The following is a 16,459-nucleotide window of genomic DNA, read 5'->3' as shown; positions in this document are numbered from 1 at the left end:
CTGTTTCGCTTAGCTCGCCATTTGCATCAGCGTCTAGCGCTTTAAATTGCTCTGCAAGTGCTGTATGCGCTTGTGCTTCACTCATGCTGATTGTGCCGCTTTGATCTGTATCTAGCGCTGCGAAGTCTTCACCCGCCATTGCATTAACAGAAGCAAAAGATAAACCTGTGATTGAAAGTGCAATTAGTATGTTTTTCATCATTTATTCCTCAAAAATTTAAATACTGTTCGTTTTATAAAATTGGAGGGCTATTGATTAGCCTTCAAAATTTGCGAATTCTGATTCACTTAACTCGCCGTCAGCGTTACCGTCTAGCTGAGTAAATTGCTCAACAAGATTGGGATTTACTTTCGCTTCGCTCATGCTGATTGTGCCACTACCATCGGCATCGTATTTGGCAAAGTCGTCACCAGCTATCGCATTAACTGAGGCCATTGATAGACCCGCAAGGGAAACTGCTACTAGTAGATTTTTCATCATATTCTCCTTAAAATTTAGTCTTGGCGGAGAGTCCGAAGACTCACCGATACCAAACTTTCAAATTAGCCTTCAAAGTGCTCGTACTCTGACTCGCTTAGCTCGCTATTACCGTCAACATCAAGTGTCTTGAATTGCTCAGCTAACTTAGGGTTAACCTGCGCCTCACTCATGCTGATCGTGCCGCTGCCATCTGTGTCGTACTTTTCGAAGTCATCCATCGCCATTGCCGATGCTGAAACTAATGTCATACCTGTAATTGAAAGTGCTGCTAGTAAATTTTTCATGATCTTCTCCTAAACGATTAAAGTGATGTGATAACTGGGCGAATTAACCTTCGTAGTTATCAAATTCTGCTTGGCTTAGTTGACCGTCTTGGTCAGCGTCTAGCTCGTTGAATTGAGCAAGAAGGCCTTCATCTGCTTTTGCTTCTTCAATAGAGATGTAACCGTCACCATTCATGTCTAATTTGTCGAAATCCGTGTTTGCGTGTGCACCTACTGATGCCAAAGTCATTACTGCTGCTGATACTGCGATTGCTAAATTTTTCATCGTGCTTTCCTCGTAAGATTAAAAACTAAATTCTGTGTTAAACATTTTGCTGTTAAAGCTAAAACTGATTTTGCATTTGTTTTTGCGTTTCGTTTTTCGCTTTCAAGATAACTATTCCAACTTTGATGCCAACATTGAAAAAATACCGTTTATCAATGAGTTAAGTTAAATCACTTAAAAAGATTAAGGTTGGATTAAGGCTGGCTGTTGCTAAATGGCAACAGTTAAAAAAGCGAAAAATAAAAAGTCTTTATTTTTCTTAAAGTTAGATTGTCGCAGCTTTGCAACAGGTAAATTTTTGGGTAGAAAATTTTGCAAATCTCGCAACACCATTTGATTGAAATTTGTGCACCCTTTTTAAGGATTTAGCATCGTGAAAAAAATTTTTTCTCAGTCATTACAAAAACAGGCACTTATTGCCATGTTTATTGGTGTGCTTCCAATACTCACATTGACTTTGTGGTACGCCCAGGCACTGTCCAAAAACCAACAAAAAACACAGGATATTTATAATAAAAATCAAAAACTTATTCTTGAATACAATTTTGTGAAAGCAGATATCAGTGCGCTTGAAAAAGCACTGCAAAATAATCAGCTGCTGCAAAGTGAAACACTGCAAGAAAGCATCGAGCAGAAGTGGCAAAATACCAAAAAACGCATTCAATTATTAAAAATAAATCTACCCGACTCGCTGTTTGTTGCTAAATGGCGACAATTCGCGCCAGATGAAATCAATGCCACTTCAAAAGCTGAAGAGTTCCAACAATTGGTTAAGGTGCTTAATCAATTCGAGGAAAGCTTTCAACAAACACTTAATAAGCGCTTATCAGATCAAGAATCCCATTTCGTGCAGCTGCAAACATGGTTTATGTTTGGTCTCGTTATCTTGCTACCCACCCTTATCGTGATCAGCATCTTTTTGATCAACCGGATTTGTCAGCAACTTAATCAGGTAGAATCTGCGGTATCTGAGGTAGGTAAAGGTAATTTTGATAAGTCGGTTGAACTCTCTGGCAGTCATGAATTGCAGCAATTGGGTGACAGGCTAAATTGGTTAAGGCTCGAACTTAAGCGTATTCAACAACAAAAAGAAACCTTCTTGCGCCATGTTACTCATGAGCTTAAAACCCCTTTAGCATCGCTAAACGAAGGAAGCAGCTTATTAAATAGTGGATTGCTTGGAGATGTTAATCCAAAACAACAACGTATTCTCATCATTATGGAAAACTCTGTTGCAAAGCTTGGCTCATTGATCGATGATTTGCTCAGCTATAGTGCAGCCAGTCACCCCGATAGCCTACATCACGACGCCGAAATGAATCTTATCCAAGAGGAAGTCTCTAAGCATCTTAGCGATAAGCTAGGAAAGACTGATGTGATAGTGAACTGGCAAAATCATGATGAGCTAAAAGTGCCTTATCTTCCGTGCAAATTAGTGTTAACTCAGTTAGTGAGCAATGCCATCGATCATGCTAAAAGCAATGTCACTATTTCAATTGAAGAGCGAAATGGTGATGTATTGCTGATAGTCCGTGACGATGGTGATGGCATCGACGTCAATGAGGCCGATTCATTATTCCAACCGTTTGTTCGTGGTGAGAAAAATAAAAATAATAATGGTAGTGGCTTAGGTTTAGCCATTGTCTCTGAGTGTGTGAAGCAATTAAAAGGCGATGTGAAATGGCTATCAGTAGAATCTGGCGCCAGTATTCAAGTCGCCTTTCCAAAAAGGGATCCAAAATGAAATACATCGCATTAAGTATCACGCTATTTTTGCTCAGTGGTTGTGCCACAACAGAGCAAAAGGTCGAACAGACAAAGCAGTTTATTGGTCCTGTAAAAACAGAAACCAGCGCTAAGTTTGTGCCTTTAGCTGAGGTGATCAAAGCCTTAGTCAGCCAGTGCGCTAAAAAACATAACGTGACATTTAACGATTACTATAAAGGTGCGCTGCACTTACAAGGCTTTATTCACACCTATTGCGGTACAGACTCAACAACCAAGCAACTTAAAGCCATTGAAGAAGTAAAACTACAAGATTACTGGCCAGAAGATTACAACATTTGGTTTGAGTCGTTAGCTTGGCATACCCAAAGCCTTCGTGAGCAAAAAATCAGTAATTATTACTCTGACAATAAGGCGCAACAGCACCAAGAGCAATTGTTACAAACCCAAAAGCAGCTTGCCGAGCTGAAACAAAAGCTTGCCGACATAGAAAAACAACGTTTAGAAACCGATCTTTCTGAAAACCCATCACTTGAGGAGGATTCACTATGAGTCAAACACAACAGGGCGCAAAGTTACTTTTAGTGGATGACGATACATCTTTAACCGAGCTACTGGCGATGCGTTTAGAAAGCCACGGCTACGACGTTGAAGTAGCTCATCGCGGTACGCAAGCGTTAAATATCCTCAAGCAAATGCCTATCGACTTGGTCATCACCGACTTGAAAATGGCGCACATGAATGGCTTTGAACTTAATGAGCAAATAAAGAAGTATTATACCGGCATGCCCGTTGTCATGATGACCGCTCACGGCTCGATTCCTGACGCTGTTGACGCCATGCAGCAAGGCTTTGTGAGCTTTTTAACCAAACCCATTGACTCTCAGCAAATGCTCGATGTCATCAATGAGGCGCTTGCAGGAAAAGTAAGAACCGCACAAACCTCAGATCCAAATAACTTCCATGGATTGTTATTCCAAAGTGCCGCAATGCGTCAATTGGTACAGCAAATTCAGGCGCTTGCCAGCAGCAACGCAAACATTCTTATCCAAGGCGAGAGCGGTACCGGTAAAGAAGTGACAGCAAAAGCAATCCATTTGGCCAGTAACCAAGCGCAAGGCCCATTTATTGCAATTAACTGTGGCGCAATGCCCGCTCACCTGTTGGAGTCTGAACTATTCGGCCATAAAAAAGGCGCGTTTACCGGCGCGGTGAGCGACAAAGAAGGCTTAGTACAAGCAGCAGATGGTGGCACCCTATTCCTCGACGAAATTGGTGATATGCCGCTTGATTTGCAAGTTAAGCTACTGCGTGTTTTACAAGAACGAACCGTTCGTCCTGTGGGCGGCCAAACCGAGCATAAGGTCAATGTTCGTTTTGTCTCTGCAAGCCACAAGAACATTCAAAGCGCCGTTGCGGAAAAGCAATTTCGTGAAGATTTATACTATCGCTTAAACGTGGTATCTGTTGAAATACCAAGTCTAAGAGAGCGATTGGAAGATATTCCACTACTTGCATCACGCTTCCTAAGTGCACTTAGCGATGGCGAAAAGCAATTTAACCAGCAAAGTATTACGCATTTGTTGAATTATCATTGGCCGGGTAACATCCGTCAGCTCCATAATATCGTAGAGCACTGTGTTGCTATTACTCCGGGTAAAATGATCACTGAAGATATCGTACAAAAAGCCCTGCCTAAGGATAAAGAGCAGAATGCGTTTACGGGATTAAATGAAGCAAAACGCCAATTTGAGTATGACTACATCCAAAAAGTACTGGCGCTTTGCGAAGGGAATGTATCGGAAGCTGCAAAACTTGCGCAACGTAATCGCTCTGATTTTTACAAATTACTTAAAAAACATGAGATCCAATGCTAAACCTATTAGAGGGGTAAAATTAGTTTTAATTTCTGAAGCGCGTTGATTGGTCAAATTTACCACTGCAAAGTGTTTATAATACGGATTTGAACGAGCCACACCCGTGGCTCAGATTTTGCCCTGAGAATATGCGCTCCTCCTAGGAGCATAATAAAAACACTCGGATATTTAAGGGTTGTCTGTATGAAAATGCGCAAAAAGCTCATTATTAGCTTTGTTCTCACTGTGATCATTCCTATTTTAGCGATTTCTGTGGTCAGCATTTCTCAGACCAAAAGTGACTCTCTCGATAAATTTCTTGATGCATCCGGCAATGAGATACGGCAAGCCGAACAGTCTTTTGTACTGTTTTTTGAGCAGATGAAGAAAAATGCGCGCTTCCTCGCCGAGTCTAAGGCCGTGCAGCAAGTAAGCCAAGATACCACTACTTATTTTGGTGCAGAGAAGCCCATGACCCCGCTACAAAACGGTCAAACAGAAGCCAATATTTTTGAGCTTTACCGCGCATTTGGGCAAACCCATGAAGAATTACTGTTTGTGTATCTTGGCACTGGATCCGGTGGTTTTATTCAGTATCCTGCAGAGCCCCTTGGCGATTACGATCCAAGAAAACGCCCTTGGTATCAAAATGCTTCAAAAGATCCAAGCAAAGTTATCCTTACCGAGCCTTATCAAGGGGTAACGGGGCAAGCCATGGTCTCGGTTGCCACAGGTATAAAGCATGATGGCAAAGTGATTGGCGTGCAATCATTAGATGTAACACTCGCTACACTGACCGATATTGTTAGCAATATTCGTCTTGGGGAGTCTGGGTATTTAATCCTCCTTGATGCCGACGGCACTGTACTTGCCGATCCTAAAAATAAAAATAACAACTTTAAACACATTAAAGATCTCACTAGCCCACTCTACGAGGCTATACGAAACGCCACAAACGAACCCTACCTTACCATTGAAACTGATAACAAAACCTATGACGCTAAGATTTATCGCTCCGACACTCTTGGCTGGCAATTTATCGCGGTGATTGATGAAGATGAAATCTTGGCTTCAGCTTACGATATGACGATTAGTATCACTATTATCGCGTTCATCATGGTAATTCTGTTTATTATCATTGCAATAACGCTTGCCAATAAGATAGTTGAACCTATTGAAATGGTGTCTGAAGGCTTAAAAGAGATAGCACAAGGTGAAGGCAATCTTTCTAAACGTTTAAAAGTCGTTACCCATGATGAAATTGGGGAGCTGGCCGCGTGGTTCAATAAATTTTTGGACTCAATTAACTCGCTCGTAAAAGATATTCAAAGCAATGCCTCGACATTGAATGATGCTGCGTTAGGATCACAAAAAAGTATCAACGACATCCGTAATCAATGCCATACGCAGGCCGAAGACTCCGCCAGCGCGACTACGACTACCGAAACCGTGGAGCAGCTTGCCACCGAAATTAGTGAAAGCTGCAGTCATACTTTAGAGGATGTCGTCACTGCGGACGATCACGCTCAGCGTGGTAACAGCACAATAGAAAGTACCGTATCGCAGGTTGCGAGGCTTAATCATTCGTTGGCTGAGTCCGCCAGCGCCATGAACCAACTCGAAAGTGAAAGCCAAGATATCACTAATATTTTAGGGGTGATCCGTTCTATCGCAGAGCAAACTAATCTTTTGGCATTAAATGCAGCGATTGAGGCTGCCCGTGCAGGTGAACAAGGTCGGGGCTTTGCAGTGGTTGCTGATGAGGTAAGAACGCTTGCGCAGCGCTCACATGACGCCACACAGGAAATAGAGCAAGTGTTAACTAACCTCATCGCACAAACGAGGACGGTATCGGCCCAAATGACGTCGAGCGTAGGCGAGTCTGAGACGGCTATCAAACAATCACAAAGCGCTCAGCAAGCGTTTACTGATATCGCTCAGGCAGTGTCAAGAATTAAAACTTCGGTTTCAAATATAGCGTCACAAGCCTCATTACAAGGAGAAAATGCAGGCCACACTAGACGTTTGATTGACTCGGTGGATGTTTCCGTACGACAAGTCGGAGAAGAAACGGCAGCATTAAACGCAGGTGCTGACCAATTAGTTAGCTTAGCCAAAGACTTAGAGCGTTTGGTTGGCCGCTTTGATATTAATTAAGTCGCTTACGTTTCGAATGGCTAAACCCAGTCTCTACAATTGTTATAAAATATCGTCTCAATTAGTTGTCCTTATAATAAGAACTAGATAGACTCGATGGATGGATTGATTTATTACAGAAGAATAAAAATGAAGAAATTTAAATTTACATTAGTAGCAGCATCTTTGGTTGCTGTACTTGGTTGTCAAGAAGCGCCATCTCAAAACGCAACATCTGACGTTAAAGCAGAACAGTCCGCAGCCGTTGTGGCGCCAGTTGCAGAAAAGATCCCACACAAGACGACCATTCACGGTCAAGAACTTGTCGATAATTATCACTGGCTACGTGACGATACTAGAAGCAATGAAAAGGTGCTGTCACACTTAACCAAAGAAAATGCCTATACCGACAGCAAGCTCGTAAACACAGAGCAACTACAACAAACCTTATTTGAAGAAATAAAGAACAAAGTGGTTAAAGATGACCGCAGCGTGCCGGTACTAAACGGCAGTTATTATTATTTTAGTGCCACTGAGGGTGACAAAGAATACTTCACTTATTACCGCAGTGAACACAAAGATGGTAAAAATGCGGAAGCTATCTTTGATGCGAATATCCGCGCTGAAGGTCAAAACTACTACGGTGTTGGTGGTATTTCCGTTTCAACCAACGAAAATCTATTAGCTTTTGCTGAAGATACAGTAAGTCGTCGAATTTATACTATCCGAATCAAAGATTTAACAACAGGTAAGTTACTGGACGATACAATCGAAGGTGCGTCAGGCCCTATCGTTTGGGCGAACGATAACAAGACCATCTATTACATCAAAAAAGATCCGGTTACTTTGCTCGGTTATCAAGTATTCCGTCATACTCTAGGCACAGCGCAAAGCACAGATGAACTGATTTACGAAGAAAAAGATAACAGCTATTACACCTATATCTCAAAGAGTAAAGACAAGAGCAAAATATACATTCACCATTCCAGCACCGAGGCATCAGGTGTTTCTTTACTAGACGCAGATAATGCAAAAGCAACTCCTGAGCGCTTTATTCCAAGAGAAAGTGGTCATGAATATAGCATTGCTAAACTTGGCGACTGGTACTATATCCACACCAACAAAGGTGCCGTGAACTTTAAGCTGATGCGCGTTAAAGCCAGTGATGCAAGTGATATTTCAAAATGGCAAACCGTTGTACCGCACAATGCCGATGCAAAACTAGATAGCTTTGAGCTATTTAATCAGCACCTTGTTTACGAAACGCGTGAAAATGGCCTTAGCCAAATCACCGTATTAAATTTAGATAATAACGAAAGCAAGCGTTTAACCTTTAACGACCCGGCTTACGCAGTGTATTTAACTGGTAATGCAAATTTAGACGCAGGCGCAGTAAGAATTGGTTATCAGAGTATGACGACCCCGGCTTCTGTGTATGATGTCGACCTTGCTAGTTTAGACAAAACACTATTAAAGCAAGACAAAGTATTGGGTGACTTTGCACCTGAAAACTACCAATCTGAACGTATTTTTATCACCGCACGTGACGGCATAAAAGTACCGGTTTCAATTGTTTATCGTAAAGATAAGTTTAAGCAAGATGGTTCTAACCCGCTACTACAATACGGTTATGGTTCATACGGTTCTAATGTTGAGCCAACTTTCTCTATAAGCCGTTTAAGCCTTTTAGATCGTGGTTTTGTCTATGCTATTGCGCATATTCGTGGTTCAGAAACGCTTGGCCGTCCTTGGTATGATAACGGCAAAAAATTAAATAAAAAGAACACCTTTAACGACTTTGTTGATGTCACAAAAGCACTCGTTGAGCAAAAGTATGGGGATGCTTCACGTATTTATGCCAGAGGTGGCAGCGCAGGTGGCCTATTAATGGGTGCAGTCATTAACCAAGCGCCGGAACTATACGATGGTGTACACGCAGCTGTACCATTTGTTGACGTGATCAATACCATGCTGGACGAAACGCTACCGCTGACCACAAATGAGTACGACGAATGGGGCAACCCAAATGAGAAGACGTATTTTGATTACATGCTGTCTTACTCACCTTACGATCAAGTTAAAGCCCAAGCATATCCAAACCTGCTTGTAACCACGGGTTTGCATGATTCTCAGGTGCAGTACTTCGAGCCTGCGAAATGGGTCGCTAAGCTACGCGAATACAAAACAGATGATAATCTACTGCTTCTAAAAACTGATATGGAAGCCGGCCACGGTGGTGCGTCTGGTCGCTTTAAGCGTATCCACGATGTCGCATTAAGTTATAGTTTCTTTATCGCACTCGCTGAAAATAAACTGTAGTCATCGGTCACATTAAACAAAGGAGGCTTTAGCCTCCTTTGACTACCTCTTGCCAAACTATTCAACTAACTTTCTTTAGTACACATCTGTCCTAAAAAGATCTAAATATACTTTTAGCAGTATCAATACCTAAGTGCTTCAATCTAAGCATTGGTGAAGCATATCAAATACGTAAATACTGTGAATTTATAGCCTAAGCTCTCCATAACACAAGTTTAGTACCCTCACCTAACAAACTCGCTATTTGTTGGCTATATTTAAAAAATGACTACTACGTACATAAGTGAAAAATGAATTTATTTCGCTTGGTTTTTATTTGCTGCTGTATTTTTCTGCCGCTCTTATCTAACGCCGTTCCCCATAAACCTGAATACTCAGCACCTATCAAGGTAACCATTTTGGTCGACGATGCTTATCCACCTTATAGTTATCAAATTAACGGCGAGCTTTACGGCATCTATGTCGATATTGTAAAGCAAGCAGCGCGTTTGCTGAGTCATGAATATCAAGTTAACTTGCAAGCGGTACCATGGAAGCGAGGCGTTTCCTCGATGGCATCTGGCGAAGCAATGGCATTAATGCCACCTTATATTCATATCAAAAAACGCCCCTATATCTGGCCGTATTCCATTCCCCTTCAAGAAGAGGTGGTGGTTGCCTTTTGCAATCAAGGGATCACCTTAAAGCACTTGCCTCATGTAAAACCAGAAAGAGTACTTAATATTGGCATTAATGCCGGTTATATCATCTTAGATGAAAGCCTAATGGAAGCGCAAAAACAAGGACTTATTCAACTTTGGGAAAACAAAAGCACACGTTCAAATATCGAAAAGCTCGCACGTGGGCGCGTTGATTGTTACGTCAATGATCGGCTTTCCACTTTACTTGGTATTAATAAAATGTCGCAGATAACACCAAGTTTAAACACCAGTAATATTGTTGAAGATAAAATAGTAATGCGTCGCACTGCCCACATTGGGTACTTAAAAGGGTTTGAAGAAAAATATCCATTTAAACAAGATTTTATCCTAAAGATGGATGCAGCATTGAGGCAGGTAATAGACAACGCAGCAGCGGCAGACGAATGAATCTGCACGTATGATAAAACACCTTAAGCCACTGCTTTATAGAAATAAACAAAAAATAGAACAAAAAGGATGGATCATGATTAAATTAGTAAGAAATTCATTCACTGCGATCGCGCTTGGATTGATAAACATTTCAAACGCACAAGCTGATGACGTTGAGTTTAAGTTGCAAGAGGTTGCAAGGGGCCTTCATGTGCTATTTGGGCAAGGCGGTAATATTGCCATAAGTTCGGGCTCAGATGGCGTTTATATCGTCGATGATCAGTTCGCTAAACTCAGTGAACAAATTAAAGCAAAAATCAAAACAATCCAACCCAATGCACCTGAGTTTGTTATTAATACCCATCATCATGGCGACCATACAGGAGGCAACGAAAATTTCGCACAAGCGGGCAGCCATGTTATCGCGCATCACAATGTATATAAGCGGTTAGAACAAAAACATGGTGACGGTTCTGACTACTTGCCAACCTTGACGTTTGGCAGTGATATGAAGCTCCACTTTAACCAAGAGCATGCTCACTTGTGGCATTATCATCACGCCCATACCGATGGCGATGCAGTGATCTTTTTTGACCGAGCAAATGCCGTACATATGGGCGATATCTATTTTAATTTAGGCAGCTTACCTTTTGTCGATGTCGACAGCGGCGGCTCCTTAAACGGGATAATTGCAGCAGTACAAGATGTGATAGAGAAAATAGGCGACAAGACCACCGTCATACCAGGCCATGGCCCTGTAACAGATAAACAAAGTTTACAAGATTATCTGGCACTATTACAAAAAGCGAAAACGATTATGCTAGATGCAATGAAAAATAATACAAGCTTGGAAGAAGTTGTAGCCGCGCGTCCGCTACAAGTACTTAATCTTAACTATGCTAATTGGCTACCAGAAGAGCGCGTTACCACTTTATTTTATCGCAGTTTGAAATCCCCCCAGTAAAATAAACTGCTAACCTATTTTAAAAAAGGGGATGCCAGTAATGCACATCCCCTCCACCGAAAATACTTAGCTTAAAAACACTACTCCATCGTTGGTGCACTGGCATAAACAAGGTCGACTAAATTACTCATTGTTTTAGACTTTTGCATATATGCTTTCTCCATATAGGCAAGCTCTTGTAGCTCAAATAGTGTGGTCTCCACTAACGCTAACCATTTAGCCGTGGACTCTGGCACATCTGAGCCTTGCTTACTTGCTTTTTTTAACGCCTCATAATAAATATTAAGATCGTTATACTGACGTAAGTAATCCATATAATAATCCTTGTCACCAACCGATATTCTATAAAGCTGAGCTTATCAAAAACTTCGCCTGAAAATTCTGTCGAACAAAAAAATTCACAACAAAAATTTAAATAAACACCATAATTCAATAACTTACATTTTAATAAAATCATTTTAGCAACATAAAAACAAAACAAGCTTGCAAATTTGGTACATGCGGTTACAATCCAAATTTTACAAAATAGAAACAGTAACAGCGTTAAAATTTAACTTTCGCATATCCGCGAGCCCGAGTGAAAAAGGATTAAGTGAGTGGGCAGAACCCGATTTAAGTGTACAGGTGATGATCTTCGAAGACTGCGCATGTCGGCTGATAAAACCACCCAGCAGATGGCTGACTTAGTAGGGATCCGGCGACAAACCTATGAAGAGTATGAAAAAGGTATTCGGAAATTTTCATTCGAGTACTTTTTAGAATGGAGTACATACTGTGGTATGGATGTTAATCCAATTACAGACTACTTTATGGACCTACGCACAAAGATGCAAGACGTAAAGCTCTGGCGAGAAAGCCCTTCTCCTACAAAAAAGCGCAAAAACCAAAAAGGTCAGGAAGATTAGTGTGTTAACATCCACCTTTTAATACAACATCTTTCGTTTCACTTGTTTACAAAATAAGCAACAAGTTATTCTCATTTTTGATGTTTCGCGATAGAGTAGTGCTAACCAAAACACCGAAAATAATCCTGAAGGGAAATCAACATGCAGCTATTCAAAAATGTGACAGCAGGCATACTAACCTTTTGCTTTATCACGATAAAACAATTTGTGAGTAAAATTAAACAAAGCACTCGCGTGCGCTTACTTAATCACGCTAGTCGTAACAAACAAAGCGCTGTAGCAACTCAGTGCCATCGCAACGGTAATACTATAGCGGGGTCACAACTGTACCGAATAGTGGGTGGTTCAGGTTTAGACCATTATAAAGATCCACGAGGTAACCAGATTAACAATACGGTAACGGTAGATCTTAATGTACAAGAGCTGCATAAGGTTAGTGGTGGCTCTGGTGGGCATCACTATGATGATCCACGCAGAGTCGACAAAAACGGGGAATTAATCCGCGGCAAAACAGCTCCAGCATTGACTCAACATACTTTAAATGCCACACAACTGGTAAAAATTGTAGGGGGAAGTACAGGTGCACTGATAAAGGATCCAAGAGCAGAGAGTGAAACCGTCTCTTCAATTACTCAAAATAGTCTTCGGAAAGCTGTGGTTACTAATGGGAGTTAATATGACTACTTCTAACTATTTCTTGCTGTTTTGTTTGGTATCAACCATATTCTTTTCGTTTGTGCACCTCGAACTTCTTGGCTACATACACTCGATCGTTCTAGTTTCGCTTTTACTAGTAACTTTCCTTGCTAAACATCAAGAAAATATGAAGCATCTTATTGCATTAGTTTCGCTAGCTCTTCTTCTTGAGTACCTAACATACAACGTTGCAGTTGAATTAACTGAAAAAGGTACACCTCCTTACATTACTAATACCCTTGTAATTGGAGCGCAACTCATTCTAGATCTTATCGTTTTTTACATTCTTAAATACCGAGTTCGATTTTCGCTTCAATTTGTTAAACGTTTTCAACCAAAGAAATGGCAATACATTTACACCACTCATGCAGATATCCTTTTATATGGTGTCTACTTAGCTTTTATCGTGGTGGATTTACTTGTTTTAGGTGAGCACTTGCTGAGAAATATGGATTATATCTTTGGCGTCTCAGAGGCAACGGCTAAGCCCTTCTGGAGCTGGAATTGGGTTTACAAAAGTTACCCCTACGCAAAAAGTATTCTGCTTTCTTGTGTTGTAACTATCTTACTCGCCACCATTTTTGTAGAAAATCAACGGCCCGAACAGGAAGACGATGATGAAGATGACAGCGATGAGGTAATACATAAAACAGATCAACAACAAAAGCCGTAATGGCTTTTGTTGTTAGGTATCTAGTTATCATCTATTGCCAGCGTTAAGCCCAAACCCCTCGTTCACCGTTACAACGGAGCATGGCGAACTCATTTTTCAGTTACAAACGGCTGAGAATATTATCGGTGGTCTACATAGCAAGTATGAACTTGATCTTGCGTCTTATTTTATCGCATTGAAAAACAAAGATAAGCCAGCCATTGATTACAATATTGCCTATCAAGTCCATGAGCTTCCATCACCTAACGACATTGCCATATTTAACACTGGAGACTGGCTGGCCGTATCGCTGACCAACAACACTCGTAGTTTTGATGAGCTTTTTATCTTTAACAAATCTAGCCAACACATACTGCATATTGGTGGGCAATTTGATAGTTTAGAAACTAAAACACTATTAGCTCAGTTCCGTTTACTATGACTGAATGATATAAAAACTATTAAAAATACAATAATTACAAAATAAACAAGGATTTACTATGCGATACCTTACAGCAATAGGGACTATTTTATTAGCTGCTTACTCTATCTATCTGAATACGGTAATCTCAGACTTAGAGCTTGAGCGAGATAATTTGGAGGAGCGTATCGCTGCTCTCTCCAGCAACATTAAGGCTTCCGACAATGTAAAGCCACACCTCGAAGAAGTAGCTATCAGCAAGCCAAAGCCTAATGGTAAGTTTGCAGATGAGAATAGCACTAACCAATATACTGAAATTAAAACACCTAAAGAAAGTGACGAAAGAACAATCACGCCTTCAAAAGATAAAGGGTTTAACGAGCAATCTGTAGACGAAACCTGGGCATTCGAATTTTCCGATCAAATTCATTATTTTTTCATGGAAAACGAAATCCTAAACAAGCTGCGCGTAACTAATATTGATTGCCGTGAAACGGCCTGTCGAGTGGATATATATATCAATAAAGACGAACCAATCGAAACCGCAGCGGCTGTTGGTGAAATATTTGGGAGTGATGAACGCTGGCAAGCTCACCCCTTCTATTTTAATTCAACGCCCGAAGATGGGGTGATCCGAGTCGAGATCAACAGATACAAGTAGTTAAAAGTTTGGAGGCGTTATATCTTAGCGCTTCCGAGCAAATAGGTATTCACTCTAATACCGCTAAGTGAAGTCTTATACAGCAGTAGCTTTTAAACACACAAGACTAGAAAACACATCTTTCAAATTCGTCCATTCCAATCAAAGTTACACCAATAAATCCGCTCAAAATTCATTTTTGCTCACTTTTCAAACAAAAAAGTTGCAAACTTCATTGGACAGCGCCGTCAGAACGCTATACTATATGCAGGCTTTAGATACTTAGAGCACTTACTACTGCTGCACTGTTTTTTCTTGATACTCTTTTTTTTAAAAAGTCGTTTATAGATATACCAATGCGTTACTAGCTAAGTTTTATCTATCGCTTTATCGGTGATTTTCACCACATATTTAATTTTTTGAAAAAGGTTTCAATTATGTCTAACACAGTAAACGGCACAGTTAAGTGGTTCAACGAAGAGAAAGGTTTTGGTTTCATCACTCAAGAAAACGGCGGTAAAGATGTATTCGTACATTTCCGTGCTATCGTTTCTGACGGTTTCAAAACTTTAACTGAAGGTCAATCAGTGTCTTTCACAGTTGAAGAAGGCCAGAAAGGTCCTCAAGCAAGCAACGTAGTAGTTAACTAATACGTATTGCTCAGAGCTAGTGCCTGCACTAGCTCTACGAACTCCCCCACTCCTCACTTAGCCTTTCGGCAACATATCTGACAGTAACAACGCAATCCCCAAAAATGACATAAAACCCGCTATATCTGTAATTGTCGTAAGTACAATTGATGAAGATTGCGCAGGATCGAGTCCAAATTTTTTCAATGCTATTGGTACAATGGCACCTGAGCTTCCCGCAATGACAAGAGACGATATCATCGCCAGCGCAATAACAAGTGCAAGGCCGAGTGATTCACTCCACAAATATACGCCAATGCCACAAGTAACCGCTATTGCTATGCCATTTAACAGCCCAACCATCATTTCTTTTAGCATCACCTGATACCAGTGTCGCGTTGAAATTTCTCGTAGTGTTAAGCCTCGCATCGTTACAGCCAAAGCTTGAGCCCCTGCGTTACCCGACTGCCCAGCTGCTACTGGCAGCAAAATAGCTAAAGCGGTAACTTGAGCAATCAATCCCTCAAATGCCCCCACTACGGCAGCGGCTGCAAATGCAGTTAACAAGTTAATTTGTAACCACGGAAGCCGTTTCTTTACTGCAAACCAACTACTTGATAGGGCTTTTTCGTCTTTACTTGCACCTACCATGGTCTGCATATCACTCGCTAAATCTTCTTTGGTTGACTGATAGGCATCAAAAAATCGGATCTGCCCAACTAGCTGTTGCTGCGCATCAAGTACTGGAATTGCTCGCACTTTGTGCCCTTCAAACGCTTCCACGACCTGATCTTTATGATCCATCACATTTAGCGTGACTCGGATCGGCGTCGCAACCTGCATTAGTGTTTTACTTGAGGAGCTTCCCACTAAAACATTGAGTGTAGTCTCGCCCACTAAATCCTGCTGCTCGTTTAATACGTAGATGACGTCTGGCACTTTACCGTCTAATCGCTTCAGCTGCGCGAGCACTTCACGTAGTGTTGTATCTGAGTAAAACGCTTGCACCTTTTTGTTCATCATTCTCGCAGCGGTATTTTCAGGAAAAACCAGCAAATCGCTGAGTTCATCGGCTATGGTTGAATGCTGTTCCTTTAATTGAGCAAGTAATACCTGCAACGCTTCCAGCGACTGCTTGTTTAATAGCCCAACTGCAATATGGCTATCTAGGCTCGCGATAAATTGTGCTTGATATTCCACAGGGAATTGCTGGAAAATTTGTTCAGCGGCTCCCGGCGGCAAATATTTCCATAAACGATAAATGATATGTTGTGCCTGCTGTTGTAATAATTCAGCGGCTTCGTCTGGAGGTAAAGTGCCAAGGAGCTGCGCACTTTTGAGCGGAAACTTACTTAAAAACTCATCACTGAGCTGCTCTACCGCTGACTCTAATGTATCTTTCGCTACGCTCATCGC

The 16,459-nt window shown here is 41.2% G+C and carries 19 protein-coding genes; 13 read left to right on the top strand and 6 right to left on the bottom strand.

The features are described from left to right. The 4 genes from L3V43_RS16240 to L3V43_RS16225 form a co-directional block, all read right to left on the bottom strand. Positions 1-199 (bottom strand): EF-hand domain-containing protein (locus tag L3V43_RS16240; RefSeq protein ID WP_237117011.1); only part of this gene is annotated, 199 nt, incomplete at its 3' end. Positions 200-256: 57 nt separating this feature from the next. Beyond that, entirely contained in the window at positions 257-478 is a 222-nt protein-coding gene (locus L3V43_RS16235; RefSeq protein WP_102058496.1) for a calmodulin, read from the bottom strand. 65 nt (positions 479-543) lie between these two features. Then, positions 544-765, bottom strand: a complete 222-nt coding sequence (locus L3V43_RS16230) for an EF-hand domain-containing protein (protein WP_235367902.1) — start codon at positions 763-765, stop codon at positions 544-546. A 43-nt stretch (positions 766-808) separates the two neighbouring features. Then, a complete protein-coding gene (locus L3V43_RS16225; protein WP_010369619.1) occupies positions 809-1,030 on the bottom strand; it encodes an EF-hand domain-containing protein in 222 nt (73 codons plus the stop codon). Between the two features lie 373 nt (positions 1,031-1,403). Here L3V43_RS16225 and L3V43_RS16220 point away from each other — a divergent pair, with 373 nt between their 5' ends. The 7 genes from L3V43_RS16220 to L3V43_RS16190 all read left to right on the top strand — a co-directional run bounded on the left by L3V43_RS16220 (position 1,404) and on the right by L3V43_RS16190 (position 11,100). After that, on the top strand, positions 1,404-2,774 hold the full coding sequence (locus tag L3V43_RS16220; RefSeq protein ID WP_010604275.1) for a sensor histidine kinase: 1,371 nt from the start codon (positions 1,404-1,406) through the stop codon (positions 2,772-2,774). Beyond that, the gene (locus L3V43_RS16215) at positions 2,771-3,307 is read left to right on the top strand and encodes a hypothetical protein (RefSeq protein ID WP_010604276.1); all 537 of its coding nucleotides are present in this window, start codon (positions 2,771-2,773) and stop codon (positions 3,305-3,307) included. Before L3V43_RS16220 ends, L3V43_RS16215 begins: the two co-directional genes overlap by 4 nt. After that, positions 3,304-4,632 (top strand): sigma-54 dependent transcriptional regulator, encoded by a 1,329-nt coding sequence (locus tag L3V43_RS16210; RefSeq protein WP_102058495.1) that lies wholly within the window; start codon positions 3,304-3,306, stop codon positions 4,630-4,632. Before L3V43_RS16215 ends, L3V43_RS16210 begins: the two co-directional genes overlap by 4 nt. A 183-nt stretch (positions 4,633-4,815) precedes the next feature. Then, complete coding sequence (locus L3V43_RS16205; RefSeq protein WP_102058494.1) at positions 4,816-6,768, top strand: methyl-accepting chemotaxis protein; 1,953 nt, start codon at positions 4,816-4,818, stop codon at positions 6,766-6,768. A 129-nt stretch (positions 6,769-6,897) separates the two neighbouring features. Further along, positions 6,898-9,066, top strand: coding sequence for a S9 family peptidase (locus tag L3V43_RS16200; protein ID WP_235367904.1), 2,169 nt, complete (start codon positions 6,898-6,900; stop codon positions 9,064-9,066). Between the two features lie 290 nt (positions 9,067-9,356). Further along, positions 9,357-10,154 carry a transporter substrate-binding domain-containing protein gene (locus tag L3V43_RS16195; protein ID WP_102058492.1) on the top strand — a complete coding sequence of 266 codons (798 nt, stop codon included), beginning with the start codon at positions 9,357-9,359 and terminating at the stop codon, positions 10,152-10,154. A 76-nt stretch (positions 10,155-10,230) separates the two neighbouring features. Further along, complete coding sequence (locus L3V43_RS16190; RefSeq protein ID WP_235367905.1) at positions 10,231-11,100, top strand: MBL fold metallo-hydrolase; 870 nt, start codon at positions 10,231-10,233, stop codon at positions 11,098-11,100. A gap of 80 nt (positions 11,101-11,180) precedes the next feature. On the opposite strand, the gene L3V43_RS16185 is transcribed toward L3V43_RS16190, so the two are convergent. After that, on the bottom strand, positions 11,181-11,414 hold the full coding sequence (locus L3V43_RS16185) for a hypothetical protein (RefSeq protein ID WP_010604282.1): 234 nt from the start codon (positions 11,412-11,414) through the stop codon (positions 11,181-11,183). 282 nt (positions 11,415-11,696) lie between these two features. On the opposite strand from L3V43_RS16185, the gene L3V43_RS16180 reads away from it, so the two are divergent. From L3V43_RS16180 to L3V43_RS16155, 6 genes are all read left to right on the top strand, one after another. Next, positions 11,697-12,005, top strand: a complete 309-nt coding sequence (locus L3V43_RS16180) for a helix-turn-helix transcriptional regulator (RefSeq protein WP_266069827.1) — start codon at positions 11,697-11,699, stop codon at positions 12,003-12,005. A gap of 141 nt (positions 12,006-12,146) precedes the next feature. Beyond that, the gene (locus tag L3V43_RS16175) at positions 12,147-12,680 is read left to right on the top strand and encodes a hypothetical protein (RefSeq protein WP_237117012.1); all 534 of its coding nucleotides are present in this window, start codon (positions 12,147-12,149) and stop codon (positions 12,678-12,680) included. Position 12,681: 1 nt separating this feature from the next. Further along, positions 12,682-13,374, top strand: coding sequence for a hypothetical protein (locus L3V43_RS16170; RefSeq protein WP_099031702.1), 693 nt, complete (start codon positions 12,682-12,684; stop codon positions 13,372-13,374). A 34-nt stretch (positions 13,375-13,408) separates the two neighbouring features. Continuing rightward, positions 13,409-13,795, top strand: coding sequence for a hypothetical protein (locus L3V43_RS16165; RefSeq protein ID WP_237117013.1), 387 nt, complete (start codon positions 13,409-13,411; stop codon positions 13,793-13,795). 58 nt (positions 13,796-13,853) lie between these two features. Further along, entirely contained in the window at positions 13,854-14,435 is a 582-nt protein-coding gene (locus L3V43_RS16160; protein WP_237117014.1) for a hypothetical protein, read from the top strand. Between the two features lie 416 nt (positions 14,436-14,851). After that, positions 14,852-15,064, top strand: a complete 213-nt coding sequence (locus L3V43_RS16155; RefSeq protein ID WP_010369631.1) for a cold-shock protein — start codon at positions 14,852-14,854, stop codon at positions 15,062-15,064. 57 nt (positions 15,065-15,121) lie between these two features. Here the strand turns inward: L3V43_RS16155 and L3V43_RS16150 are convergent, their stop codons facing one another. Beyond that, positions 15,122-16,456, bottom strand: a complete 1,335-nt coding sequence (locus L3V43_RS16150; protein WP_237117015.1) for a magnesium transporter — start codon at positions 16,454-16,456, stop codon at positions 15,122-15,124. Positions 16,457-16,459: the final 3 nt, after the last annotated feature.

Source organism: Pseudoalteromonas sp. L23, assembly GCF_021728455.1.
GTDB lineage: Bacteria > Pseudomonadota > Gammaproteobacteria > Enterobacterales > Alteromonadaceae > Pseudoalteromonas.
The sequence above is the reverse complement of the archived record's forward strand: the minus strand, read 5'-3'. Positions and strand labels throughout refer to the sequence as shown.

What these genes read in the sequence shown, in the direction of transcription:
- L3V43_RS16175 (WP_237117012.1), top strand. Translation starts at nt 12,147, where the DNA reads ATGCAGCTATTCAAAAATGTGACAGCAGGCATACTAACCTTTTGCTTT.
- L3V43_RS16195 (WP_102058492.1), top strand. Translation starts at nt 9,357, where the DNA reads ATGAATTTATTTCGCTTGGTTTTTATTTGCTGCTGTATTTTTCTGCCG.
- L3V43_RS16190 (WP_235367905.1), top strand. Translation starts at nt 10,231, where the DNA reads ATGATTAAATTAGTAAGAAATTCATTCACTGCGATCGCGCTTGGATTG.
- L3V43_RS16205 (WP_102058494.1), top strand. Translation starts at nt 4,816, where the DNA reads ATGAAAATGCGCAAAAAGCTCATTATTAGCTTTGTTCTCACTGTGATC.
- L3V43_RS16215 (WP_010604276.1), top strand. Translation starts at nt 2,771, where the DNA reads ATGAAATACATCGCATTAAGTATCACGCTATTTTTGCTCAGTGGTTGT.
- L3V43_RS16170 (WP_099031702.1), top strand. Translation starts at nt 12,682, where the DNA reads ATGACTACTTCTAACTATTTCTTGCTGTTTTGTTTGGTATCAACCATA.
- L3V43_RS16235 (WP_102058496.1), bottom strand. Translation starts at nt 478, where the DNA reads ATGAAAAATCTACTAGTAGCAGTTTCCCTTGCGGGTCTATCAATGGCC.
- L3V43_RS16230 (WP_235367902.1), bottom strand. Translation starts at nt 765, where the DNA reads ATGAAAAATTTACTAGCAGCACTTTCAATTACAGGTATGACATTAGTT.
- L3V43_RS16225 (WP_010369619.1), bottom strand. Translation starts at nt 1,030, where the DNA reads ATGAAAAATTTAGCAATCGCAGTATCAGCAGCAGTAATGACTTTGGCA.
- L3V43_RS16150 (WP_237117015.1), bottom strand. Translation starts at nt 16,456, where the DNA reads ATGAGCGTAGCGAAAGATACATTAGAGTCAGCGGTAGAGCAGCTCAGT.
- L3V43_RS16210 (WP_102058495.1), top strand. Translation starts at nt 3,304, where the DNA reads ATGAGTCAAACACAACAGGGCGCAAAGTTACTTTTAGTGGATGACGAT.
- L3V43_RS16160 (WP_237117014.1), top strand. Translation starts at nt 13,854, where the DNA reads ATGCGATACCTTACAGCAATAGGGACTATTTTATTAGCTGCTTACTCT.
- L3V43_RS16185 (WP_010604282.1), bottom strand. Translation starts at nt 11,414, where the DNA reads ATGGATTACTTACGTCAGTATAACGATCTTAATATTTATTATGAGGCG.
- L3V43_RS16200 (WP_235367904.1), top strand. Translation starts at nt 6,898, where the DNA reads ATGAAGAAATTTAAATTTACATTAGTAGCAGCATCTTTGGTTGCTGTA.
- L3V43_RS16155 (WP_010369631.1), top strand. Translation starts at nt 14,852, where the DNA reads ATGTCTAACACAGTAAACGGCACAGTTAAGTGGTTCAACGAAGAGAAA.